The sequence below is a fragment of the Pseudomonas baetica genome (assembly GCF_019733355.1).
GTDB lineage: Bacteria > Pseudomonadota > Gammaproteobacteria > Pseudomonadales > Pseudomonadaceae > Aquipseudomonas > Aquipseudomonas baetica_A.
In genome coordinates, this window is record NZ_JAIHLQ010000064.1 from 1 (window position 1) to 20,652 (window position 20,652).

17 protein-coding genes and 3 pseudogenes are annotated in these 20,652 nt (G+C 58.1%); 8 read left to right on the forward strand and 12 right to left on the reverse strand.

The genetic code is table 11. The annotated features are described in order from the left end of the window. Positions 1–133 precede the first annotated feature (133 nt). The 9 genes and pseudogenes from K5E40_RS32050 to K5E40_RS32090 all read right to left on the reverse strand — a co-directional run. Positions 134–541, reverse strand: a complete 408-nt coding sequence (locus K5E40_RS32050; protein ID WP_221734191.1) for a 3-hydroxyacyl-CoA dehydrogenase NAD-binding domain-containing protein — start codon at positions 539–541, stop codon at positions 134–136. Positions 542–790: 249 nt separating this feature from the next. Next, positions 791–955: pseudogene (locus K5E40_RS32055) on the reverse strand (enoyl-CoA hydratase); the annotation flags it as partial. Positions 956–1,034: 79 nt separating this feature from the next. Beyond that, positions 1,035–2,012: a nitronate monooxygenase family protein gene (locus K5E40_RS32060; protein ID WP_221734192.1), complete on the reverse strand. Its 978-nt coding sequence runs from the start codon at positions 2,010–2,012 to the stop codon at positions 1,035–1,037. A 36-nt stretch (positions 2,013–2,048) separates the two neighbouring features. Beyond that, a complete protein-coding gene (locus tag K5E40_RS32065) occupies positions 2,049–2,213 on the reverse strand; it encodes a hypothetical protein (protein WP_221734193.1) in 165 nt (54 codons plus the stop codon). Between the two features lie 207 nt (positions 2,214–2,420). Beyond that, positions 2,421–3,629 carry a CaiB/BaiF CoA-transferase family protein gene (locus K5E40_RS32070; RefSeq protein ID WP_221734194.1) on the reverse strand — a complete coding sequence of 403 codons (1,209 nt, stop codon included), beginning with the start codon at positions 3,627–3,629 and terminating at the stop codon, positions 2,421–2,423. A 40-nt stretch (positions 3,630–3,669) separates the two neighbouring features. Then, positions 3,670–4,476, reverse strand: coding sequence for an oxepin-CoA hydrolase, alternative type (locus K5E40_RS32075; protein ID WP_221734195.1), 807 nt, complete (start codon positions 4,474–4,476; stop codon positions 3,670–3,672). Positions 4,477–4,511: 35 nt separating this feature from the next. Further along, positions 4,512–4,718: pseudogene (locus K5E40_RS35245) on the reverse strand (acetyl-CoA C-acyltransferase); the annotation flags it as partial. A gap of 147 nt (positions 4,719–4,865) precedes the next feature. Next, a complete protein-coding gene (locus K5E40_RS32085) occupies positions 4,866–6,152 on the reverse strand; it encodes an MFS transporter (protein ID WP_221734196.1) in 1,287 nt (428 codons plus the stop codon). Between the two features lie 69 nt (positions 6,153–6,221). After that, positions 6,222–6,628: pseudogene (locus K5E40_RS32090) on the reverse strand (acyl-CoA dehydrogenase family protein); the annotation flags it as partial. Between the two features lie 660 nt (positions 6,629–7,288). Here K5E40_RS32090 and K5E40_RS32095 point away from each other — a divergent pair. From K5E40_RS32095 to K5E40_RS32120, 6 genes are all read left to right on the forward strand, one after another. After that, entirely contained in the window at positions 7,289–8,557 is a 1,269-nt protein-coding gene (locus tag K5E40_RS32095; protein WP_221734197.1) for an OprD family porin, read from the forward strand. Between the two features lie 416 nt (positions 8,558–8,973). After that, positions 8,974–11,079 (forward strand): 3-hydroxyacyl-CoA dehydrogenase NAD-binding domain-containing protein, encoded by a 2,106-nt coding sequence (locus tag K5E40_RS32100; RefSeq protein ID WP_221734198.1) that lies wholly within the window; start codon positions 8,974–8,976, stop codon positions 11,077–11,079. A 40-nt stretch (positions 11,080–11,119) separates the two neighbouring features. After that, positions 11,120–12,316: an acyl-CoA dehydrogenase family protein gene (locus K5E40_RS32105; RefSeq protein WP_221734199.1), complete on the forward strand. Its 1,197-nt coding sequence runs from the start codon at positions 11,120–11,122 to the stop codon at positions 12,314–12,316. Positions 12,317–12,329: 13 nt separating this feature from the next. After that, positions 12,330–13,475, forward strand: coding sequence for an acyl-CoA dehydrogenase family protein (locus K5E40_RS32110; RefSeq protein WP_221734200.1), 1,146 nt, complete (start codon positions 12,330–12,332; stop codon positions 13,473–13,475). Positions 13,476–13,519: 44 nt separating this feature from the next. Further along, positions 13,520–14,269: an electron transfer flavoprotein subunit beta/FixA family protein gene (locus tag K5E40_RS32115; RefSeq protein ID WP_221734201.1), complete on the forward strand. Its 750-nt coding sequence runs from the start codon at positions 13,520–13,522 to the stop codon at positions 14,267–14,269. Further along, on the forward strand, positions 14,270–15,199 hold the full coding sequence (locus tag K5E40_RS32120) for an electron transfer flavoprotein subunit alpha/FixB family protein (RefSeq protein WP_221734202.1): 930 nt from the start codon (positions 14,270–14,272) through the stop codon (positions 15,197–15,199). A 63-nt stretch (positions 15,200–15,262) separates the two neighbouring features. On the opposite strand, the gene K5E40_RS32125 is transcribed toward K5E40_RS32120, so the two are convergent. The 3 genes from K5E40_RS32125 to K5E40_RS32135 form a co-directional block, all read right to left on the reverse strand. Further along, positions 15,263–16,051: an IclR family transcriptional regulator gene (locus K5E40_RS32125; RefSeq protein ID WP_221734203.1), complete on the reverse strand. Its 789-nt coding sequence runs from the start codon at positions 16,049–16,051 to the stop codon at positions 15,263–15,265. A 179-nt stretch (positions 16,052–16,230) separates the two neighbouring features. Next, positions 16,231–16,749: a hypothetical protein gene (locus tag K5E40_RS32130; protein WP_221734204.1), complete on the reverse strand. Its 519-nt coding sequence runs from the start codon at positions 16,747–16,749 to the stop codon at positions 16,231–16,233. Between the two features lie 295 nt (positions 16,750–17,044). Next, on the reverse strand, positions 17,045–17,476 hold the full coding sequence (locus K5E40_RS32135) for a PaaI family thioesterase (RefSeq protein WP_221734205.1): 432 nt from the start codon (positions 17,474–17,476) through the stop codon (positions 17,045–17,047). Between the two features lie 205 nt (positions 17,477–17,681). Between K5E40_RS32135 and K5E40_RS32140 the strand changes: the two genes are divergently transcribed. Together K5E40_RS32140 and K5E40_RS32145 are read left to right on the forward strand one after the other, a co-directional pair. Continuing rightward, on the forward strand, positions 17,682–19,220 hold the full coding sequence (locus K5E40_RS32140; RefSeq protein ID WP_221734206.1) for a 3-hydroxyacyl-CoA dehydrogenase: 1,539 nt from the start codon (positions 17,682–17,684) through the stop codon (positions 19,218–19,220). Then, complete coding sequence (locus K5E40_RS32145; RefSeq protein WP_221734207.1) at positions 19,217–20,419, forward strand: 3-oxoadipyl-CoA thiolase; 1,203 nt, start codon at positions 19,217–19,219, stop codon at positions 20,417–20,419. The genes K5E40_RS32140 and K5E40_RS32145 overlap by 4 nt, the downstream gene beginning before the upstream one ends. Positions 20,420–20,652 lie beyond the last annotated feature (233 nt).

Consider the following 20,652-nt stretch of genomic DNA (forward strand, 5'->3'; position numbering starts at 1 on the left):
GAGCATGGATCGGATCAGTGGAACATCACTGTCCAAGTGCTTGTGGAATCAGTGTCCAAGTGGCCGTGGAATGAGTGTCCAAGTCAGCTTGGACTGGGTGTCCAAGTGCGCATGGAATCCCCACCTAGGCCCTTCAATAACCCTGCACCTGGCTGGCGAAGGCTTCGTTGATCGCCGAGCAGCACTGACTCGGCAGATGCTTGAGGCGGGTTATGTCGGTCGCAAGGGGGTAGCCCGGCGTGTCCTTGGCTCGAATACCGCGGTGCCCCATGCGAGCCGCCAATGCTTGCAGGCGATCACCCACCTGCCGATCAGTGGTCAGGCCGTCGATGACCTCCACTTGCATCAGTGGCACCGGGTTAAAAATGGAAAACGGCGACCCGCTCGGGCATCCGGCAGTTTCGGGCGATGCTGTCACCGACAGTGACGAGATATTGGTGGTCAGCACGCAGTCGTCAGCCACTACCCCTTCAAGTTCGGCGAGCAGCGCTTTGCTTCGCGTCCAGGCGCTCGATGATAGCGTCGATGGCCAGATCGACACGCTGAGTTCGGTCAGCGACGTGGCGACCCGAACCCGGTCGAGTGTGACTTGGCCTCGCTGCTTGCAGCTTGCCCTTGCCCAGAAGTTTGTCCAGTGTCTGCTCGAGGTTCTTGCGGACGGCCTGAGCGGCACCTTGAGATTATCGAACAGCAGGCTTTAATACCAAGCCAGGGCCGCGATCTGTGCAATACCGATGCCCATGACGCCAGCACCGACAATTGCCACGTGATTGATCTCACGTGTCATCCATCATTCTCTCGAGAAAGTGGCTTGGCGTTTTTCCAGGAAGGCACGGGCGCCCTCCTTCTGACCCCTGGAGTCGAACAGCAATTGAAACGCCTTGCGCTCTAAGGCCAGGGCACTGTCCAAAGGCAAATCGGCACCGGCCAGCATCACCTCCTTGATCTGCGCCACTGGGCGTCACTCCGGATTTTTGCCAATGCCATAATTGCTTCCTCTAATTATTTTAATAAGATGGCTGGCGAACTGAAGGTCAGACCGTCTGCAGCTTGCTTAGCCGGTTGTCAATCAGGTCCGCCGCTTCACCGACTATGCGCGAGACCAACTGCTCTACCGTGGGAATGTCGTAGACCAGCCCCTGCACCATGCCGACGCTCCACACTCCGTCGTTCCAGTCACCGCTGCTGTAGACAGCGCGGCCACGCGTGCCGGCCACCAACGGAGCCACGTCCGGGAACTGCGTGCCAACCCGCTTTTCGATGCTGACCACCTGCTCGGTCAGTTCATTCTTGTGCACGCGCCAGGTGTTCTTGAAACTGCGCAGAACCAGTTCGGTCTGGCGCTCGTCGGCCTCGACCAGGCGACGCTTGATGTCGGGATGGGCCGGTGCCTCCTGGGTGGCCATGAAGCGCGTGCCCATATTGATGCCGTCGGCGCCTAGCGCCAGTGCTGCAACCAGACCGCGCGCGTCGGCAAAACCGCCCGATGCGATCAGCGGGATCTTGATCGAGTCGGCCGCGCGCGGGATTAGCACCAGGCCAGGGATGTCATCCTCACCCGGATGGCCGGCGCACTCGAAGCCGTCGATCGAGACTGCATCGACGCCGATCTGCTCGGCCTTGAGCGCGTGCCGCACCGACGTGCATTTATGGATTACCTTGATCCCGGCCGCCTTGAAGCGGTCCATATAGGCGACCGGATTATTGCCCGCGGTCTCGACGATCTTGATGCCGCTGCGGATGATGACGTCGATGTATTCGTCGTAGGGGATCGGCCGGATCGCCGGCAGGAAGGTCAGGTTGACGCCAAACGGCTGCATCGTCATCTCGCGACAGCGCAGGATCTCCGCATGCAGATCATCGGGTGTGGGCTGGGTCAGCGCGCTGAGAAAGCCGAGCGCACCGCTGTTGGCAACGGCGGCCACCAGTTCGGCGCGGGCAATCCATTGCATACCGCCCTGGATGATCGGGTGTCGCACGCCGAAGGTGCGGGTGAATGGGGTCGATAACATGAGATCTCCTGATAAAACGTCGTGTGGTAGTTGGCGTCAGGCCAGCAACTTGGCTTCGGTGCAGCTCTGCAGGTAGTCGAACGTGACGCCGGGCGCCATGGCCTTGATTTGCAAACCGTGTGGGGTGACATCCAGGACAGCTAGATCGGTGTAGATCGGCGAAATACCCACTGATTGAGGTGGGATAAAGGGTAACGCCAAGCCTGAGAGGCTGAAAAACTTCAAACTTGGCGGGTTGGAGCAGTTAGGGCTGAATTTTTCAACGGCCTGTTAGGGAAGACTCGCGGCCTTATTTGTCGTTTTACATTCGGTAAATGGCCCAAAGCACATCCAAGCCAAACGGCTTGGGGTGGTGTCCAGGCCTCCTACCCTCCCTATCTTGAGCAACTTCGGCAGGTGGTGCAAAACTCAGATCACACCCTCCTCGGCCAGCAACGCCATGTCTTCCGGTCCAAGATTGAGAAGGGATTGCAGGACGGTTTGGGTATCCTGGCCCAAAGCCGGCGGCATCCGGCGTACCGGAAGTCTCGCTCCGTCGAATTTGTAGGGGGGCGCGAGTACCATGCTGTCGTCGCCAAGGGAATTCGAGTGCCCGGCGAGCATTCCCGCTTCCTGCGCGCGCGTGGACTGCAAAGCCTCCAGAACTCCCAACACCTCGCCACAAGGAATGTTGGCGGCTTTCAGCGCCAACAGTATTGCCTGGCGGGGCCGCCGCGCGAGCTCGGCCACGACTTCTGGCAGCAGCACGTCGCGATTGGTCGAACGCAACGGATTGGTCTTGAAGCGTTCGTCTGCTACCAAGTCAGGCCGATCAATCACCTCAGTGCAGAAACGTTCGAACTGGCTGTTGTTGCCTACCGTGATCACTAGGGGTCCATCGGCTGCCTCGAAGACGCCATATGGGACGATCAGCGGGTGTCCATTGCCAAACTTCTGCGGGTCGACCTTCGTCGCTAGTGCCTCCAGCCCGACATACGAGGTAATCGTCAATCCGCTGTCGTAGAGTGACAGTTGGACATGCCGCCCTCGGCCTGTGCGTTGGCGCTCGAAGAGTGCCGCCAAGATAGCCTGAGTGGCGTACATGCCCGTAAAGAGATCCACCGCCGCGATACCTAGACGCACTGGTCCGCTGCCTGGGGCGCCACTAAGAGACATCAGACCCGCTTCACCCTGCACTACCAAGTCATAACCCGGACGGCGGGCTTCGGAGCCGTCGCGGTCATAACCCGAGATAGAGCAGTAGATGATGCCAGGATTGACCGTCCGCAGATCCTCGTACCCCAGTCCGAGTTTCTCGGCTCCACCGGTCTTGAAGTTTTGCACGATGACGTCGCATTGGCGCGCGAGATCCAGCGCGATGCGTAGGCCGCGTTCGGTATTGAGATTCAGGCAGATGGACTGTTTGTTGCGGTTGGCGCTGTTGAAGTAAGAGGTGTTCGTTTCTCCGACCTTCGCCCCCCACTGCCGCGTGTCATCACCACGATCGGGATTCTCGACTTTAATCACTTCCGCGCCCAAGTCACCGAGCGCCATAGCGCTTGCGGGACCAGCAAGAACACGAGACAGGTCTAGCACGCGCAGGCCGGCCAACGGCAGCCCTTGATTCGAATCGGACAATTGCTTTACTCCTCAATAATATTCTTCGGGACTGATCGATCTAGACCACGTCGTGGCGCAAGGTGGCGAAATCGGTCGGCCGCTTCGCGAAGAAGGCCGCGATACCCTCGGCTGATTCCCGACTCCCCTGGGCCACGGCCATCGCTTCGCGCTCGGCGTCCAATTGCTCATCAAGCGTCCGCTCGTGCGCATGGCGGCATAGAGCCTTGATCGAGGCCATGGCTTGCTGTGGCCCCTGAGCCAGTCGTGCAGCCAGGGCAACGGCAACCGCATCGGCCTGGCCGCGCTCGACTAGTTGATTGACCAACCCGAACTGCTGAAGCTGCTCGGCCGTGATCCGGTCACCAGTCAACGACAACTGCGTTAGCAACTGACGAGGCAAGCTCTGCGCCAATAGTCCGGTGATACCGCCGTCCGGCGTCAATCCCACCTTGACATAAGCCACTGAGAACGCCGTACCGGCGGCTGCCACAACCAGGTCGCAGGCCAGGGCTAACGAAAAGCCCGCACCCGCAGCACCACCCTCGACCGCAGCGACGATCGGTTTTGGGAAGTCACGCAGTTCGCACACGACGTCGTGCAGATGCCCCAGGCGTTCGCGCCGCTCATCGAGAGTCAGCTCGCGACGTTTGCCGATCTGGTCCAAATCACCGCCCGCGCAGAAGTAACCGTCTGCCCCCGTTAGAACGATGGCACCGATGTCTGCGCTACCCGCTGCTTCGGCTAGCGCGGCACGGATGGCGTCATACAGGCCGGGAGCAATGGCGTTGCGTTTACCGGGGTTGTTGATCGTGAGGATCAGCACATTGCCTTCCACACGCTGCAACAAGGGGGAGAAACTAGTCATGTAATAGTCCTTTGCAGGGAGCGCTATCGCGCCGATCAATAGATTTCGAAGAGCGCCGCAGCGCCCATACCACCAGAGATGCACACCGTGACGACCCCATACCGTGCTTTGCGGCGGCGACCTTCGAGCAGGATATGTCCGACGAGCCGGGCAACCGTTATGGCGAACGGATGCCCGATTGCAATCGCGCCCGTATTGACGTTCAGCCGCTCATCGGGAATACCGGGTTGGTCACGGCAATTAGATGGATTGCGAGCGCAATTCAATGTTCTCGACCTTCAAGCCATGGCGCGCTAACAAAAGCTGACATAGTTTGATCGCGGGCAACGGCAGAGGCCTGTCGGATACGGGCGGGCACCGACAGACGACTGCAGCATCATTGCTTCGCTCTATTGATTCTGTGGATCGAACTGTTTGTCTTTGATAAACAGCGCCGGGATCACGCCACAGATGAAGTAGGCTGCGCCCATGATCAGGAAACCTACGCCTATCGAGCCATGAGTGGCGAGGTAACCGATAGCTGTCGGAGCAATCGCTGCGCCTACACGACCCACGTTGTAGGCGCCACCTACGGCGGTACCGCGATATTTGGCCTCGAAGCTTTCAGTCAGGTAAGTGGCGTTCACCGCGTATGGAATGCCATACAAAAAGCCGAACACCACCAGCATCCAGAGGATATTTTCCGGGCTTTGGAACAGCACGATCACCGGCAGAAAGACTGCGCTGCCCATAGCTCCAAAGGCGAAAACGGCACGGCGCCCGATACGGTCAGCTGCCAGGCCGGCGAGAATCTTGCCGAGGATCATGGCGGTGTACGTGAGGACCATGAAGCCGGCCATGGACTTGAAGTTCATGCCTAGTTCGCCTTCCAGGTACGTCGGCAGCCAGTTGTTCACACCGTAGTAGCCGAACTGTAGAAAGCCGGCAGTCAGGGCCCACAAGATAAACATCCGGCGAGCCTTCGGATCACTGAAGATCGCCTTGTACATGCTCTCGCGCTTTCCGGAGGATTGCTTTTTGATGCCCTCGATTTTCTTCTTGGCGCGCTCTGCCTGAGCGTTGATCCAGGTTTGCGGCTCCGGCACGAATACTTGCATCATCACGGCTAGGATCACCGGGATAATGGCAAGGAAGAAAAGCCAGCGCCAGCCATGAGTCGGCAAGATCCAGCTGGCCAACACCGTCGCGAGGATATAGCCCACTGACCAGCCTGCTTGCAGGGTGCCCAGTACCGTTGTGCGGTAGCGGGTGGGTACGTATTCGGACATCAGCGTACTGCAAGCTATATACACTGCGCCAATCCCCATCGATGCCACGAGCCGGATTATCGCGAACTGCATATAGCTTTGCGTCAGGCCTAGCGCAGACGTGCCGACGGAAAAAAATACAACGCCCCAGACCACGGTTTTCACGCGGCCGAAACGATCGCAGGCCCAGCCACCGTAAATGCCACCGATGGCCATGCCGGCCAGGGTAAAGCTACCCAGGCTGCCGGCTTGGACGCTGGTCAGGCCAAATTCAGCCTTCAGGCTACTGAGGCTGTAGGAAAGCAGCATCAGATCGGCGCCATCGACCATCAATGCAAGAAAGCAGAAGACAAATACCAGTATCCAGGTGTTGGATTTGGTTTTGGTGTTGGCCAGTGTGTTTGCACTGACCTGAGTAGAAGCGTCCATCACGTCACCTTATTATATTTATGGGAAACAGGCTCTTGAACCAGGGATCGAAGACATGAGGTCTCAGCGTTAAGCGTCGGGGATCATGTTTCGGGCGAAGATCAGCTGCTGGAGCTGGGTGGTGCCCTTGTAGAGGCAGAACAGGTTACGTCACGGTAGAAGCGCTCGGTGCTGTACTCGCGGACATAACCGGCCCAGTCATGAATATGCACGCCCCGGTCAGCGACCCGGCCGCATAGCTCAATGGCGAACAACTTCGAGTAGGAGGCTTCGGTGGCAACGTTCAGACCCTGGCCGCGCGCTCGTGCCGCATCCAATACCATGCAGCGAGCGGCGTAGATTTGTGCGTTGCTGTCGGCGAGCATTGCCTGGGTCAATTGGAGCTTGGCGATTGGTTTGCCAAATTGCTTGCGCTCAATGGCGTATTGCAGTGGGTCGGCCAGCATGCGATCAGCTCCGACACTCAATGCCGCAATCTCGTTCTCGCGCGAAATCAGCGCTTCGTTGACGAACTGCTGGAGGGAATCGAGCAGTATTTTCAGTGTGTCCGGATCGCGGATCATGTGCTGTCCTCAGAGGCTCGCAGGGCAGGTCGAAGTTGGCATCGCGTCGCCATCTGAATGCCATCTAGCACGTAGCGACTTTTATGTTGCGGCGTCCGTGCTGATACAACTGACGGTCCTCATCCTCTTCCTGATAGCGCTGCCCATAGGGGCGATCAGGCTTCATTCAACAATCACTAAGCCACTGGCTTATGTCGGTGCTTGTTCGGCATCCGGCCCCAGACGTCGCATCTTAGCGTTCCTTTTTTTTAAAAATCAACAAAACAAAATCATATTTCACACAGCGGAATGAAAAATCAAAATCAGTTTTTCGGTTTTTGTGAAAAAAAACGCTGTAAATCAATAGTTTGTGATGATTAAAGGTTGATTTCTCATCTGTGTTCTTTACACGTGATTCAACTTATACCTATTATTGCGCCTGTTTGTGGAATGGTATTCCGCACAGCGAAACCATAAAGGTTGCCCTTTAGGCGTTGAAGTGACTGCGGCTTGCGAGTCTTGGTACGCCTCGCAAGGTACTGTCGAACATCAAAGAGGCGCCGCATGTTCACAAAAACAATAAGAGGTAAACCCATGGATCGTCTCACCAGCATCCTCACGTCTCGTCTGCTGTTAACCAGTGGCGTGATCGGCCTGTCAGCGCCAGCGGCAGCGGATTTTCTCCAGGACAGCAAAACCAGCCTTGAGCTACGTAACTTCTATTTCAACCGCGACTACCGCCAAACCGGCGCCCCGCAGTCCAAGCAAGAGGAGTGGGCCCAGGGTTTCCTGCTCCGTTACGAGTCAGGCTTCACTGAAGGCGCGGTAGGTTTTGGGGTTGATGCCCTTGGCCAGCTCGGCGTGAAACTCGACTCCAGTCAAGATCGCGCTGGCTCTGGGCTGCTCCCACGCGAAGGAGGGCCTACCGGACGTTCCGTGGACGAGGCCAGCAAGTTGGGCCTGACCGCCAAGGTACGGGCGTCCAACAGCCTGCTCAAACTCGGTACTTTGCAGCCCAAGCTGCCGGTGCTGCAGGCCCACGATGGGCGCTTGCTACCGCAGACTTTCGAGGGCGTGCACCTGAACTCAAAAGAGTTCGACGGGGTGAACTTTGACGCTGGCCAACTCAAGCAGGTGACCCAGCGCGACTCGACCAATAGCGAGGACATGACCATCTCGACTACGTTCGCGAAAGGCATTCGGGTGCGTAAAGGTGCCAGCAGTGATGCCTTCAACTTTGGCGGCATCAGCTACAAATGGAATGCCAATTTAAACACCAGTTACTACTACGCCAACCTGGACGGATTCTATAATCAGCACGTCTTAAGTCTGTTGCACGTACTGCCACTTGGTGTTGGCCAGTCGCTCAAGAGCGACATACGATTTGCCCGCTCCAACGGCGAGGGCGGGAGCAACATCGACAACAAAGCGCTCAATGCGATGTTCACCTACAGTCTCGGTAGTCACGCCTTCGGCCTCGGCTATCAAAAAATGAGCGGAGACACTGGCTACGCCTATATCGGTGCCTCTGACGCTTACCTGGTCAACTTCGTTCAGGTCAGCGACTTCGCCAGCAAGGACGAGCGGTCCTGGCAGGCTCGCTACGATTATAACTTTGCATCGGTGGGCGTCCCTGGTCTGACTTTCATGACCCGTTACCTTCGTGGTGACGACATCGATTTGGGGCCGGGTAAGCAAAATGGCGCGGAGTGGGAGCGCGATACCGACATCGCCTACGTGTTCCAGAGTGGGCCGTTGAAGAACCTCGGGGTGAGATGGCGCAACGCCACGGTGCGCGCGAGTCACTTTGGTAGTGACATGGACGAAAATCGTCTGATCTTCAGCTATCCCCTGCAACTGTAATCAAGGCTCTGTCGTCCAGAGGGTCCGGGCACACTCTGGTGTTCCCGGAGCCTTTTGCGATGGAGACTGTTTTGGTCGCTTATGGATGAGCGGAAAATGGCTGTGTCGCCCGACATAATTTCCGCCAATTCTATACCGCAGCGTTGAGGCGCGGCCTTCAAGGTGAGTCGCCTTTTGCCACAATCCTGGTTTTGCCTGCATGACGATCACTGCCTGGGGCGGCAGTGCCTCGGCAGGCCGAAATAGTTGGCGTCTGAACACGGCGCCATCGAGCTGACCTCGGAGTGTCAGTTCTATTTCCGTCTGTCCTTTGCTCTCTAAAAACCAGTTGCCAAAACCGGGTTTGTTGATAATATTGATTAAACTATTCCGCACCGCGGAATGCAATTTCAATAAGAATAAATTTAAAGGTTAAAATGAATTCCAGTGTGCTCTATGAGCGTCAAGGTGAAATTGCTCTCATTACCGTGGACAACCCTCCAGTCAATGCGCTGGGTCAATCTGTGCGTAAAGGTCTGCTTGACGCATTGTATGAGGCACAGGGTGATGCTCAGGTCAGGGCGCTGGTGCTGCTGTGCAGTGGCCGGACTTTTATTGCTGGAGCTGATATCAAGGAGTTTGGTAAACCGCCACAGTCACCGAGCTTGTCGGAGGTCGTGAATGCCTTTGAGCGAAGTGATAAGCCTTGTGTCGCGGCGATTCATGGCACTGCCCTGGGCGGTGGTCTGGAAGTCGCCCTAGGTTGCCACTATCGAATTGCCCGTCACGACGCCAAGATTGGGTTGCCGGAAGTCAATCTCGGGCTGCTGCCGGGAGCCGGTGGTACGCAACGACTGCCACGCCTGGCTGGCGTTGACAAAGCGTTGGAGATGATCGTTTCCGGAGTACCTGTCAACGCTGCTCAAGCATTGGAATATCACATCGTCGATGAGCTGTTCGAGGGCGACCCACGTGCGGCGGGAATCGCTTTCGGTCAGCGGATCCTTGCCGAGTCCCGGGGAGTTCGGCGTACCGGAGAACAGACTGCCGCGCTTGGCGCTGCGGACAATGCGAAGTTGATCGCGGACAAGCGCATCGAGGTGGAGCAACGCATTCCCGGTGCGTTCTCTCCACCTCGGTGTGTAGCCGCTGTGGAAGCGGCTACACACTTGCCGCTGGCCGAAGGACTGGAGCGGGAAAGGGAGCTGTTCAAGGAGTGTCTGGCGTCTGAGCAACGCGCGGCACTGGTGCATGCTTTTTTCGCAGAGCGGCAATGCGGGCATATCGCAGATTTGCCGACGCAAACAGTGCTGCGTTCAATCGCGCAGGTCGGGGTGATCGGTGGCGGCACCATGGGGGTCGGCATTGCCCTGAGTTTTGCCAACGCGGGCATCCCTGTGAAACTCCTGGAAGTTGACGGCGAAGCCCTGGAGCGCGCGCTGCAACGCGCTCGCGATAGCTACACGGCCAATGTCGAGCGCGGCAGCCTGAGCCGTGAGGCAATGGAGCAGCGTCTGGAGTTGCTGCATGGGGTGCTGGATTACAGCGAGCTGGCCGAGGAGGACCTGGTCATCGAAGCGGTGTTGGAGAGCCTGGAGGTCAAGCGTCAGGTATTCGAACGTTTGGATCAGGTTTGCAAACCTGGGGCCATTCTTGCCAGCAATACTTCCTCGCTGGATCTGGACGCGATCGCGTCGTTCACCTCGCGTCCCCAAGAGGTGGTCGGCCTGCACTTCTTCAGTCCGGCCAACGTCATGCGCTTGCTGGAAGTGGTGCGCGGCCGGCACACCAGCGCCGAAGTACTAGCAACGGCGATGCGCTTGAGCAAGACGCTGAAGAAAGTTGCGGTAGTAGTAGGTGTCGGCGATGGTTTCGTCGGTAACCGGATGCACTTCCAGTATGGCCGCGAGGCCGAGTTCCTGTTGGAGGAGGGGGCTACGCCAGAGCAGGTGGACGCTGCCCTGCGTCATTTCGGTCTGGCCATGGGGCCGAATGCCGTACGCGATTTGTCAGGTCTGGACATCGGTTGGAGCATTCGCAAGCGTCAACGCGAGACTCTGCCAGCTGGCTATACACTGCCAGACGTACTCGACAGACTCTGCGAGGCAGGCATGCTAGGGCAGAAGACCGGCAAAGGGTTCTATAGCTATGCACCTGGATCGCGCCGCCCTGAGCTGAATCCAGAGCTGTTGCCGTTGCTGCAAGCGGTCTCCCGCGAGAAAGGCATCGAGCGCCGTGCGCTGAGTGATGACTACATCGTCGAGCGCTGCATCCTGGCTCTGATTAACGAGGGCGCGAAGATTCTCGAAGAAGGTATCGCCCAGCGTAGCGGCGATATCGATGTGATTTACCTGAATGGATTTGGTTTTCCGGCCTGGCGCGGCGGTCCGATGTTTTATGCCGACAGCCTTGGGCTGGACAAGGTACTGGCGCGTGTCCGCGAGTTCTATCAGCGTTTCGGCGCGTGGTGGAAGCCGGCACCGCTACTGGAAAAACTGGCCGCAGAAGGTCGTCGCTTTGCCGACTGGGACCTGAATTTATAACAGCCCGCTTCACGGTCTCTCAATGGCTTGGAGGAATAGTATGGACATTCATTTTACCGCTGAAGAATTGGCCTTTCGCGACGAAGTAAAGGCTTTCCTGAAGAAAAAGTTGCCGCAGGATCTCGCTGATAAGGTACGCCTTGGCAAGCACCTGTCCAAGATGGACCATCTGCGCTGGCAGGCCATCCAGAACGAGCAGGGCTGGTACGCCACGCATTGGCCGACAGCGTTTGGAGGTACTGGCTGGAATACCGTGCAAAAGCATATCTACGAAGAGGAGTGTGCGCTTGCCGGTGCACCGCGCAATATTGCATTCGGAGTCAACATGGTCGCTCCGGTGCTGATCAAGTTTGGCACGCTGAAGCAGCAGGCATACTATCTGCCGCGCATCCTCAAAGGCGAGGACTGGTGGTGTCAAGGCTATTCCGAGCCTGGCGCCGGTTCCGACCTGGCCTCGCTGAAAACCCGGGCGCTGCGCGACGGTGATCATTACATCGTCAATGGGCAGAAGACCTGGACCACCCTCGGTCAGCATGCCGACATGATTTTCTGCCTGGTGCGCACCGATCCCCAGGCACAGAAGCAGCGCGGCATCTCCTTTCTGCTGATCGATATGAACAGCCCAGGCATCAGCGTGCGTCCGATCATCACTCTGGAGGGGGAGCATGAGGTCAACGAGGTTTTTTTCGACAATGTCCGGGTGCCGGTAGAGAACTTGGTCGGCGAGGAAAATCACGGTTGGACCTGCGCCAAGTATCTGCTGACCTACGAGCGTACCGGATTAGCGGGAATTGGTGCGTCCAAGGCTGCGCTGGCACACCTCAAGCGCATCGCTCGCCGGCAGATGAGCGAGGGCAAACCCATGCTCGACGATCCGTTGTTCCGGGCACAGGTCGCGGAAGTGGAAATGCAGCTCATTGCCGCCGAGATGAGCAATTTGCGAACGCTTGCGGCGACCAAGGAAGGCGGCGTGCCCGGGGCAGAAAGCTCAATTCTCAAGGTCAAGGGTACGGAGATTCGTCAGGCCATCAGCCACCTGCTGCGTAAGGTGATCGGCCCCTATGCCTTGCCGTTTCTGGAAGATGAATTGGAACTGGATCACCCGGGTAAGCCGTTGCATGCCGACTACAGTGCCGCGCCGGCGAGCCAATACTTCAATCTGCGCAAGCTGTCGATCTTCGGTGGCTCCAATGAAATTCAGAAAAACATCGTCTCTAAGATGATTCTCGAACTGTAAGGGTGCTCTGATTATGGATTTCAAATTAACCGAAGAGCAGCAGATGCTGCAAGACACCGCCGCACGGCTGGTACGCAATGCCTATAGCTTCGAGGCTCGCGAGGAATATACGCGTAGTGAAGAAGGTTTCAGTCGCGCCTTCTGGCAACAACTCGGAGAGCTGGGGCTGACAGCCGTGCCGTTCCCTGAAGCGCTGGGCGGCTTTGGCGGCAACGGCGTCGAAAGCATGCTGCTGATGACCGAGCTGGGTCGAGGCTTGTGCCTGGAACCCTATGTGCAATCCGTGATCTGTGCGGGCGGGTTGATCACCCAGCTCGGTACCTCGGTTCAACAGCGAGATTGGCTGCCACAGGTGGCCAGTGCGCAGTTGCTGCTCGCCGTGGCTTTTGAGGAGCCGCAGAGCCACTACCATTTGAACGATGTGCAGACGTGCGCGGAACGCAATGCTGAAGGCTGGACGCTGACCGGTAGAAAGGCAGTAGTAATCGGTGGTCATCAGGCCGGCCTGATTGTGGTCAGCGCCAGGGTAAGCGGCGAGAGCCGCGACGAGCACGGTATAGGGCTGTTCCTGATCGATCCGAAAGCTGCAGGTGTCGAGCGTCGCAGCTACCAGAACGTGGATGGCCACAAAGGCTGCGACCTGTATTTGGACAAGGTCCAGGTATCCAGCGATTACGTGCTGGGCGAGCCGGGTCAGGTCTTTGCGGCGCTGCGTTACCAGCAAGGTCGGGCGATTGCTGCGCAGTGCGCCGAAGCACTGGGCAGTATGCAGGAAGCCTGTCGCCTGACCCTGGACTACCTGAAAACTCGTCAGCAGTTCGGCGTGGCGATCGGTCAGTTCCAGGTGTTGCAGCATCGCATGGTCGATATGCGTACAGAGTTGGAGCAAGCCACCAGCATGGCGATCCTTGCCGCGTGCTGTGCCGATCAAGTGGACAGTGCCGAGCGAAGTCGGACCCTGGCGGCGGCCAAGTTTATTGTCACACGGGCTGCACGCGGTATTGCGGAGCAAGCTATCCAGTTGCACGGCGGTATAGGCATGACCTGGGAATATGCACTGGCTCACCACGCCAAACGCTTGGTCATGCTCAGTCATCAGTTTGGAGATGACGACCATCACTTGAAGGCGTATTCGAGATTGCTCGACGTCGCTGAGTAGCATTTTAACATCGGGCCGAGAGGCCCATTTTTTGGAGGTTATTTATGAAAGTCCTCGTCGCAGTCAAACGCGTTGTGGATTACAACGTCAAGGTCCGGGTCAAAGCAGATAACTCCGGCGTCGATCTGGCCAACGTCAAGATGTCGATGAACCCGTTCTGCGAAATCGCCGTGGAAGAAGCCGTACGTCTGAAAGAGAAAGGCATTGCAACTGAAATCATCGTCGTCTCCATCGGCCCGTCCACCGCTCAAGAGCAACTGCGCACCGCGCTGGCTCTGGGTGCCGACCGCGCCATCCTCGTCGAATCCGCTGAAGATCTGACTTCCCTGGCCGTTGCCAAGTTGTTGAAAGCTGTTGTCGACAAGGAACAGCCTCAGCTGGTGATCCTCGGCAAACAAGCCATCGATAGCGACAACAACCAGACTGGCCAGATGCTCGCTGCATTGAGCTGCTATGGTCAGGGCACCTTCGCTTCGAAAGTCGAAGTGTCCGGCGACAGCGTTGCCGTGACCCGTGAAATCGACGGCGGCGCGCAGACAGTTTCCCTGAAACTGCCTGCCATCGTCACCACCGACTTGCGTTTGAACGAGCCGCGCTACGCGTCCCTGCCAAACATCATGAAAGCCAAGAAGAAGCCTCTCGAAGTGCTGACTCCGGACGCTTTGGGCGTTTCCACCGCCTCCACCAACAAGACCGTGAAAGTCGAAGCGCCAGCTGCACGCAGCGCGGGTATCAAGGTCAAGTCGGTGGCTGAACTGGTCGAGAAATTGAAAAACGAAGCGAAGGTAATCTAAATGACGGTCCTGGTTATTGCAGAACACGACAACAAAGTACTGGCGCCAGCCACGCTGAACACTGTGGCTGCCGCCGTCAAAATCGGCGGTGATATCCACGTTCTGGTTGCAGGTCAGGGCGCTGGCGCCGTGGCTGAAGCCGCTGCGAAAATCGCTGGCGTGGCTAAAGTGCTGCTGGCCGACAACGCCGCCTACGCTCACCAGCTGCCGGAAAACGTCGCTCCTCTGGTTGCAGAGTTGGGCAAGGGCTACAGCCACATCCTGGCTGCCGCGACTTCCAACGGCAAAAACATCCTGCCGCGCGTTGCCGCTCAGCTGGACGTTGACCAGATCTCCGAGATCATCTCGGTCGAAAGCGCTGACACCTTCAAGCGCCCAATCTACGCCGGTAACGCCATCGCAACCGTTCAATCGAACGCTGCGGTCAAAGTGATCACCGTGCGTGCTACTGGTTTCGACCCGGTCGCGGCTGAAGGTGGTTCGGCGGCTGTTGAAGCCGTTGCAGCTGCTCACGATGCTGGGATTTCCAGCTTCGTCGGCGAAGAACTTGCCAAGTCCGATCGTCCGGAACTGACCGCTGCCAAGATCGTCGTTTCCGGCGGTCGCGGCATGCAGAACGGCGACAACTTCAAACACCTGTACGCCCTGGCCGACAAGCTGAGCGCTGCCGTCGGTGCTTCCCGCGCCGCGGTCGACGCAGGTTTCGTACCCAACGACCTGCAGGTCGGTCAGACCGGCAAGATCGTTGCGCCACAGCTGTACATCGCGGTCGGTATCTCCGGCGCGATCCAGCACCTGGCCGGCATGAAAGACTCCAAAGTGATCGTTGCGATCAACAAGGACGAAGAAGCGCCGATCTTCCAGGTGGCCGATTATGGTCTGGTGGCTGATCTGTTCGAGGCAGTCCCCGAATTAACGGGTGCTCTGTAATGTAAAAGGCCGTCGATAATAAGGTGCCGACGGCCTTTCTGTCTGATCATTGAGCCGGGCGTGTCAGACGCCGAGGCTTTCGATGTCTTGGGCCAGCATCACCAATTGGTGCGCCAGTGAGTTCTTCAGTTTTTCAACGGGCAATTGGAAGCTGGGAGCGCCACAGCTCAGCGCCATAATGCTGCCATCGGCCAAACGCAGCGGAACCCCGGCGGCATTGGTGTTGCGATCCCACTCGCCGAGGGACAGGCAAAAGCCGAACTCCTCATATTCCCGGAAAGAGTTTTTCAGCGAGGCTTCCACAGCGGGCCATTCGTCACCGACCTTTTTGGCAATTTCACCGAGCAAATGGGTGCGCTCGTTTTCCGGAGTCGCTGCCAGGTACGCACGACCGCCAGCAGAAGTGCTCAGGGGCAGGCGCACGCCCGCTTCCATGCGCAGGCTCGCAACCTCTGGCGGACGGCAGCTTTCAATATAGATCATCGAGAGGCGGTCACGACACGTGAGGCCGACAGTGGTATTGGTGCGGCGAGCGAACTCATCCATGAGCGGCTTGCCGAGCTGACGCACACGCAGGTTATTGACATAGGCATAACCGAGAGCCAGTACGCCCGAATCGAGCTGGTATTTCTCCAAGTCCTGATTGTAGCTGAGATAGCCAAGCTGGGTCAGGGTGTAGGTCAGGCGCGAAACGGTCGGCTTTGGAAGGCCGGTAATCCGCGCAATGTCCTGATTGCCACGCACGACACTGCCATGGGTGAAGGCGCGCAGAACTTCGAGACCCCGGCTCAGGGCCTCGACGAATTTCCGGTCCTTGAGGCTGTTCTCGGGCGTTTCGATTTCTTCGTTCATACAGACTCGTTTTGGTGGCGGATGGGCAATGGAAAGGACGATAGCCAATCATCATTGCCAATCAAGGTAATCACTTAAACCTAGTTTGCGCAGTAATCATGCTAATTTCAATTCCGATTTCACTCGTATCGGAACCTATGGCTATTAACGAAACCATGTTCCGCTATTTGATGGCGTTGTCAGGCCTGAACAAACCAGGAAAGCAACAACAGTGGTGGTATGGCTACCAGAGCGATGCCACCATTCCAGTTGAAGGCGATTCTCCACGGTGAAGTATTCGCGTAGCGCGCCAGCATCAGCGCAGAGGGGCCAAAGGGCGATAGCAGCATCGCCAGTGAAAAGGCGCAGACTAAAGTGACAGCGGGTCCCGCAGGATTGATACCGGCGGCCTGCAACTGAGCCAAGAGGCCTGCGCAAATGCGCCAGGTGATGACCGGCGCGATGCCCATCAGCGATAGCGGCACGATGCTCAGCAGGACGGCGATCTGCAGCAGGAGTATCTGCGATGAGCCGGCCAATATCGGCGCCAGTTGGTCAAGGGAGATCAATTGATTGAATAGCGCGCCGAGCAATGCGGAGCAGGCGAAGATGAAAATCTCATTGCGCATCCCCGCAAGGTGCTCGGCCAGTTCATCGTAGGCGCTGCTAGGGTTTTCCAGAAACAACCTGCTGCTAACAAACAGCGGAATCAATAACAAGGAGGCTTAGGTGATATTCAGGGAGGTCAGGCTGGCCAGTGCAACGATGGTGGCAATGCTCGCCGCTGTGCCGAGGGCGAGCGGATTCAGGGAGGCGGCCAGGTTCTGCTGGGTATCATCGCATAAGCTCTGCAGGCGCCGATTTTCCGTACACCAACCGATTAGCATCAATAGGGCGGTGGCAATAGACCCATAGGGCAACAAGTCGGTCCAAGCCAGGCTGAACGCTGCAGTGTCCGAGTACTCAAGGCTAGCAGTTCAGCCAGCAGCGCCAGTGGTAGCAGGCGCGTCAGCTTCACTCGATTTCAAGGCGCAGCTGGTTGCGTTTGAAAACGCCATCGGCACTGGCCAGCAGTTCATCCTCGGCATTGAGCAGATCACAGGCCGCCATGAATATTTTCTTCCCGCCGCCGCGTACTCGCGCCACCATGCGAACTCGACTGCCGGCAGGCGCCGGCGCCATGTAGTTCAGGTTCAGCGATAAGGTCACGGCTAGGCGCCTTTGATCCGGATCGGCATGCCAAGTGCCGCACAAGCTCATGGCAGTGTCGGCAATGGAGGCGATCACGCCACCATGAAGGTTACCGGCATGGTTGAGGTGTTCGGGGCGGATCTGCAAGGCGATGATGGTGCGCGCCTGGCTGTATTCGAGTACCTCAAGGCCCAGATGAGCGGAAAAATTGCTGCAGTTTCCTTCCAGTCTGATCGCAGGCGATAGGGCGGTCATGAGTGCTCTCTTCTTGTTGTGAAATGCTGGGTTTCAGCCGGTGTGAGCGTTCCAGGTTGCGAGATCGTGGTCCTGGAGTTTTTTCGTTTGCTACGGGATGTTTCGCAAAAATCTTTTATTGCTTGATGCGTAGACTGACAATGTTTAATCTTTCGGTCAATGCGGAATTATATTCCGCATGTCGAAACGACAATTCGGAGTGACTATGTTTTCACGTATCGGTGTGATTGGCAGCGGCGCCATGGGGCGTGGCATCGTTCAATTGTTCGCTCTGGCGGGGCGCGAGGTAGTGCTTTATGACGTCCGCCCTGAAGCTGTCGAGCAAGCCCTTACCTTCAACAAGGAACTGCTGGAGCGCTCTGCGGCCAAAGGCAAACTCAGTGCCGAGCAGTTGGCACAGACCCTGGCGCGGATGCAGGCAGCCGCCAGTCTGGAAGTCTTGGCCGATTGCGACCTGTTGATCGAGGCGATTGTCGAGAATCTCGAGGCCAAGCAAGGGCTGTTCCGCCAGCTGGAGGCCATCGTCGCTACCACGGCTGTTCTGGCGACCAATACCTCGTCATTGTCAGTGACGCGGATCGCCAGTGCCTGCAAGCATCCTGAACGAGTGGCAGGTTTTCACTTCTTCAACCCGGTGCCCCTGATGAAAATCGTCGAGGTGGTGCGCGGCGAGCGCACGCTCCCGGAGGTCGTACAGCGTCTGTCGCAATTGGCTGAAGCCGCTGGCCACTTCCCGGCAGAAACACCGGACACCCCAGGCTTCTTGGTCAACCATGCCGGTCGCGCATACGGTACCGAAGCGTTGCGGATTCTCAGTGAGGGCATTGCTAGCGTCGAGCAGATCGACCGTATCCTGCGTGACGGCCCTGGATTTCGTATGGGCCCATTCGAGCTGTTCGACCTGACCGGTCTGGACATCTCCCATGCGGTGATGGAATCGGTATTCGAACAGTTCTATGGCGACCCGCGCTACACCCCGTCTTACCTGGTGCCGCAGCGAGTGGTTGCGGGTTTGCTCGGACGCAAGAGCGATGGGCATGGCTTCTATCGTTATGTGGATGGTCAACAAATTCGTTCGCCTGAGTCACAGCGGGCAGTCGTTCGCATTGATCGGCCCTTTTGGCTCGACGCCCAGGATCCAGGATTGCGCGCCGAGGTGGCGGCCATGCTCAATGAGGCAGGGGCGACGCTGGAAAGTGCCGCGCAGCCTAGTGCCGAGGCGATCTGTCTGATCACCCCGCTGGGCGAGGATGCCTCTAGTGTAGTGGCGCGTTTCGGCTTGCCGCCTGAGCGGACCATTGCCCTGGACACTTTCTGCGACTCTACCAAGCGCCTGGTGCTAATGCGTCAGCCAGCGCTCGACCCGACGCTGGAGGCCCAGGCGGTACAGGCGCTGGGCAGTGGCGGTGTGCCGGTGGAGGTGATCAATGATTCGCCCGGTTTCATCATCCAGCGGGTGGTCGCCAGCGTGGCCAACCTGGGCGCGGAAATCGTTCAGCGCGGCATTGCTACTCCAGCCACGCTGGAGCGCGCCGTCATGCTGGCGTTAGGTTATCCACGAGGCCCGCTGGGCTTTGCCGAATTCTATGGTGCAGAGAATATTCTTAGCGTGCTGCGTGGCATTCAGGCCTGTTACGACGAGCCGCGTTATCGCCCCAGCCCCTGGCTGCGCCGTCGGGTCCAGTTGGGCCTGAATCTGCAGACTCCCGATCGTCCGACTTCCGTACAGGAGCAACACGCATGACCAGTTATATTTATGATGGCCTGCGCACGCCCTTCGGTCGCAGTGCTGGCGCCCTGGGTACGGTGCGCCCCGATGACCTGCTGGCCGAGGTGGTTCGTGCGCTGGTGGCGCGCAATCCGTTCGCCGCCGATGACTATGAAGACATGGTGATTGGCTGTGCCTGCCAGGCCGGTGAAGATGCGCGCAATGTCGCCCGGCATGCTGGTCTGCTCGCCGATCTGCCCATTGCCACGGGCGGTCTGACCGTCAACCGGTTGTGCGGTTCAGGGCTGGCCGCGATCCTTGATGTCAATCGCATGATCCGTTGTGGCGAAGGTGAGCTATTTATCGCCGGTGGCACCGAGAGCATGACCCGTGCGCCCTTCGTCTTGGCCAAGAGCGAAGGCGCCTACTCGCGTGCCTTCCAGGTTTTCGACAGCAGTATTGGTGCACGTTTTCCGAACCCTCGCATTGAGGCGGAATTCGGCGCCGAGAGCATGCCGGAAACCGCCGATAACATCGCCCGCGACCTAGGTATCAGCCGGGCCGACAGTGATGCTTTCGCCGCTCGGAGCCAAGCGCTGTATGCCAAGGCATTGGCCGAAGGATTCTACGCTGAGGAGTTGCTTGCGGTCCAGGTGCCTCAAGGGCGTAAATTGCCACCCAAACAGGTGGTTGCCGATGAGCACCCGCGTCCGGCTACTGACACTGTCGCTCTGGGTCGACTGGGCGCGCTGTTCGAGGGCGGCGTGGTTACTGCGGGTAACGCCTCGGGTATTAACGATGGTGCCGCAGCGCTGGTCATGGGCGACCGCGCTATCGGTGAGCGTTATGGCCTGAAACCACGGGCACGGGTGCTGGCGGGCGCTATCGGCGGCGTTGCACCCCGACTGATGGGACTCGGTCCGGTGCCGGCGATACGCAAAGTGCTAGAGCGTACCGGGCTTAGTCTGGCGGACATGGACGTGATCGAGATCAACGAAGCCTTTGCCACCCAAGTGCTGGGTTGCGCCAAAGTACTTGGCCTGGCGTTTGACGAGCCGCGTCTGAATGCTCAGGGCGGGGCAATTGCGATCGGGCACCCGTTAGGGGCCTCTGGTGCTCGACTTGTGCTGACAGCCTTGCGCAGCCTGGAGCGTCAGCAGGGGCGTTATGCACTCGTGAGTTTGTGCATCGGTATTGGTCAGGGCATCGCTTGTGTGATCGAGCGGCTCGACTGAGTCTTCGACAGCCGCGCTGTCACGCAGAACTCTCATAGGGGGCGCGGTTTGCCTGCGGTGGCGTCCTTGAGATCGCTATCGCGAGCAAGCTCTGCCCTATAAAAAATCATATATTCCGATAGTTGTTTTTTAGCTCAAGGAGTCTGTCGGACTTGACATTGCAAGAGGGAGACTGCAGATCGGAAACAAGGCATTTTCAGACGAGGCGCCGCCTTTCTCTACGAGTTGGTGGT

Bases quoted from the DNA above. Each gene is read 5' to 3' on its own strand.
- K5E40_RS32060 (WP_221734192.1), bottom strand. From the start codon at position 2,012: ATGTTATCGACCCCATTCACCCGCACCTTCGGCGTGCGACACCCGATC.
- K5E40_RS32075 (WP_221734195.1), bottom strand. From the start codon at position 4,476: ATGACTAGTTTCTCCCCCTTGTTGCAGCGTGTGGAAGGCAATGTGCTG.
- K5E40_RS32085 (WP_221734196.1), bottom strand. From the start codon at position 6,152: ATGGACGCTTCTACTCAGGTCAGTGCAAACACACTGGCCAACACCAAA.
- K5E40_RS32095 (WP_221734197.1), top strand. From the start codon at position 7,289: ATGGATCGTCTCACCAGCATCCTCACGTCTCGTCTGCTGTTAACCAGT.
- K5E40_RS32100 (WP_221734198.1), top strand. From the start codon at position 8,974: ATGAATTCCAGTGTGCTCTATGAGCGTCAAGGTGAAATTGCTCTCATT.
- K5E40_RS32105 (WP_221734199.1), top strand. From the start codon at position 11,120: ATGGACATTCATTTTACCGCTGAAGAATTGGCCTTTCGCGACGAAGTA.
- K5E40_RS32110 (WP_221734200.1), top strand. From the start codon at position 12,330: ATGGATTTCAAATTAACCGAAGAGCAGCAGATGCTGCAAGACACCGCC.
- K5E40_RS32115 (WP_221734201.1), top strand. From the start codon at position 13,520: ATGAAAGTCCTCGTCGCAGTCAAACGCGTTGTGGATTACAACGTCAAG.
- K5E40_RS32120 (WP_221734202.1), top strand. From the start codon at position 14,270: ATGACGGTCCTGGTTATTGCAGAACACGACAACAAAGTACTGGCGCCA.
- K5E40_RS32125 (WP_221734203.1), bottom strand. From the start codon at position 16,051: ATGAACGAAGAAATCGAAACGCCCGAGAACAGCCTCAAGGACCGGAAA.
- K5E40_RS32135 (WP_221734205.1), bottom strand. From the start codon at position 17,476: ATGACCGCCCTATCGCCTGCGATCAGACTGGAAGGAAACTGCAGCAAT.
- K5E40_RS32140 (WP_221734206.1), top strand. From the start codon at position 17,682: ATGTTTTCACGTATCGGTGTGATTGGCAGCGGCGCCATGGGGCGTGGC.
- K5E40_RS32145 (WP_221734207.1), top strand. From the start codon at position 19,217: ATGACCAGTTATATTTATGATGGCCTGCGCACGCCCTTCGGTCGCAGT.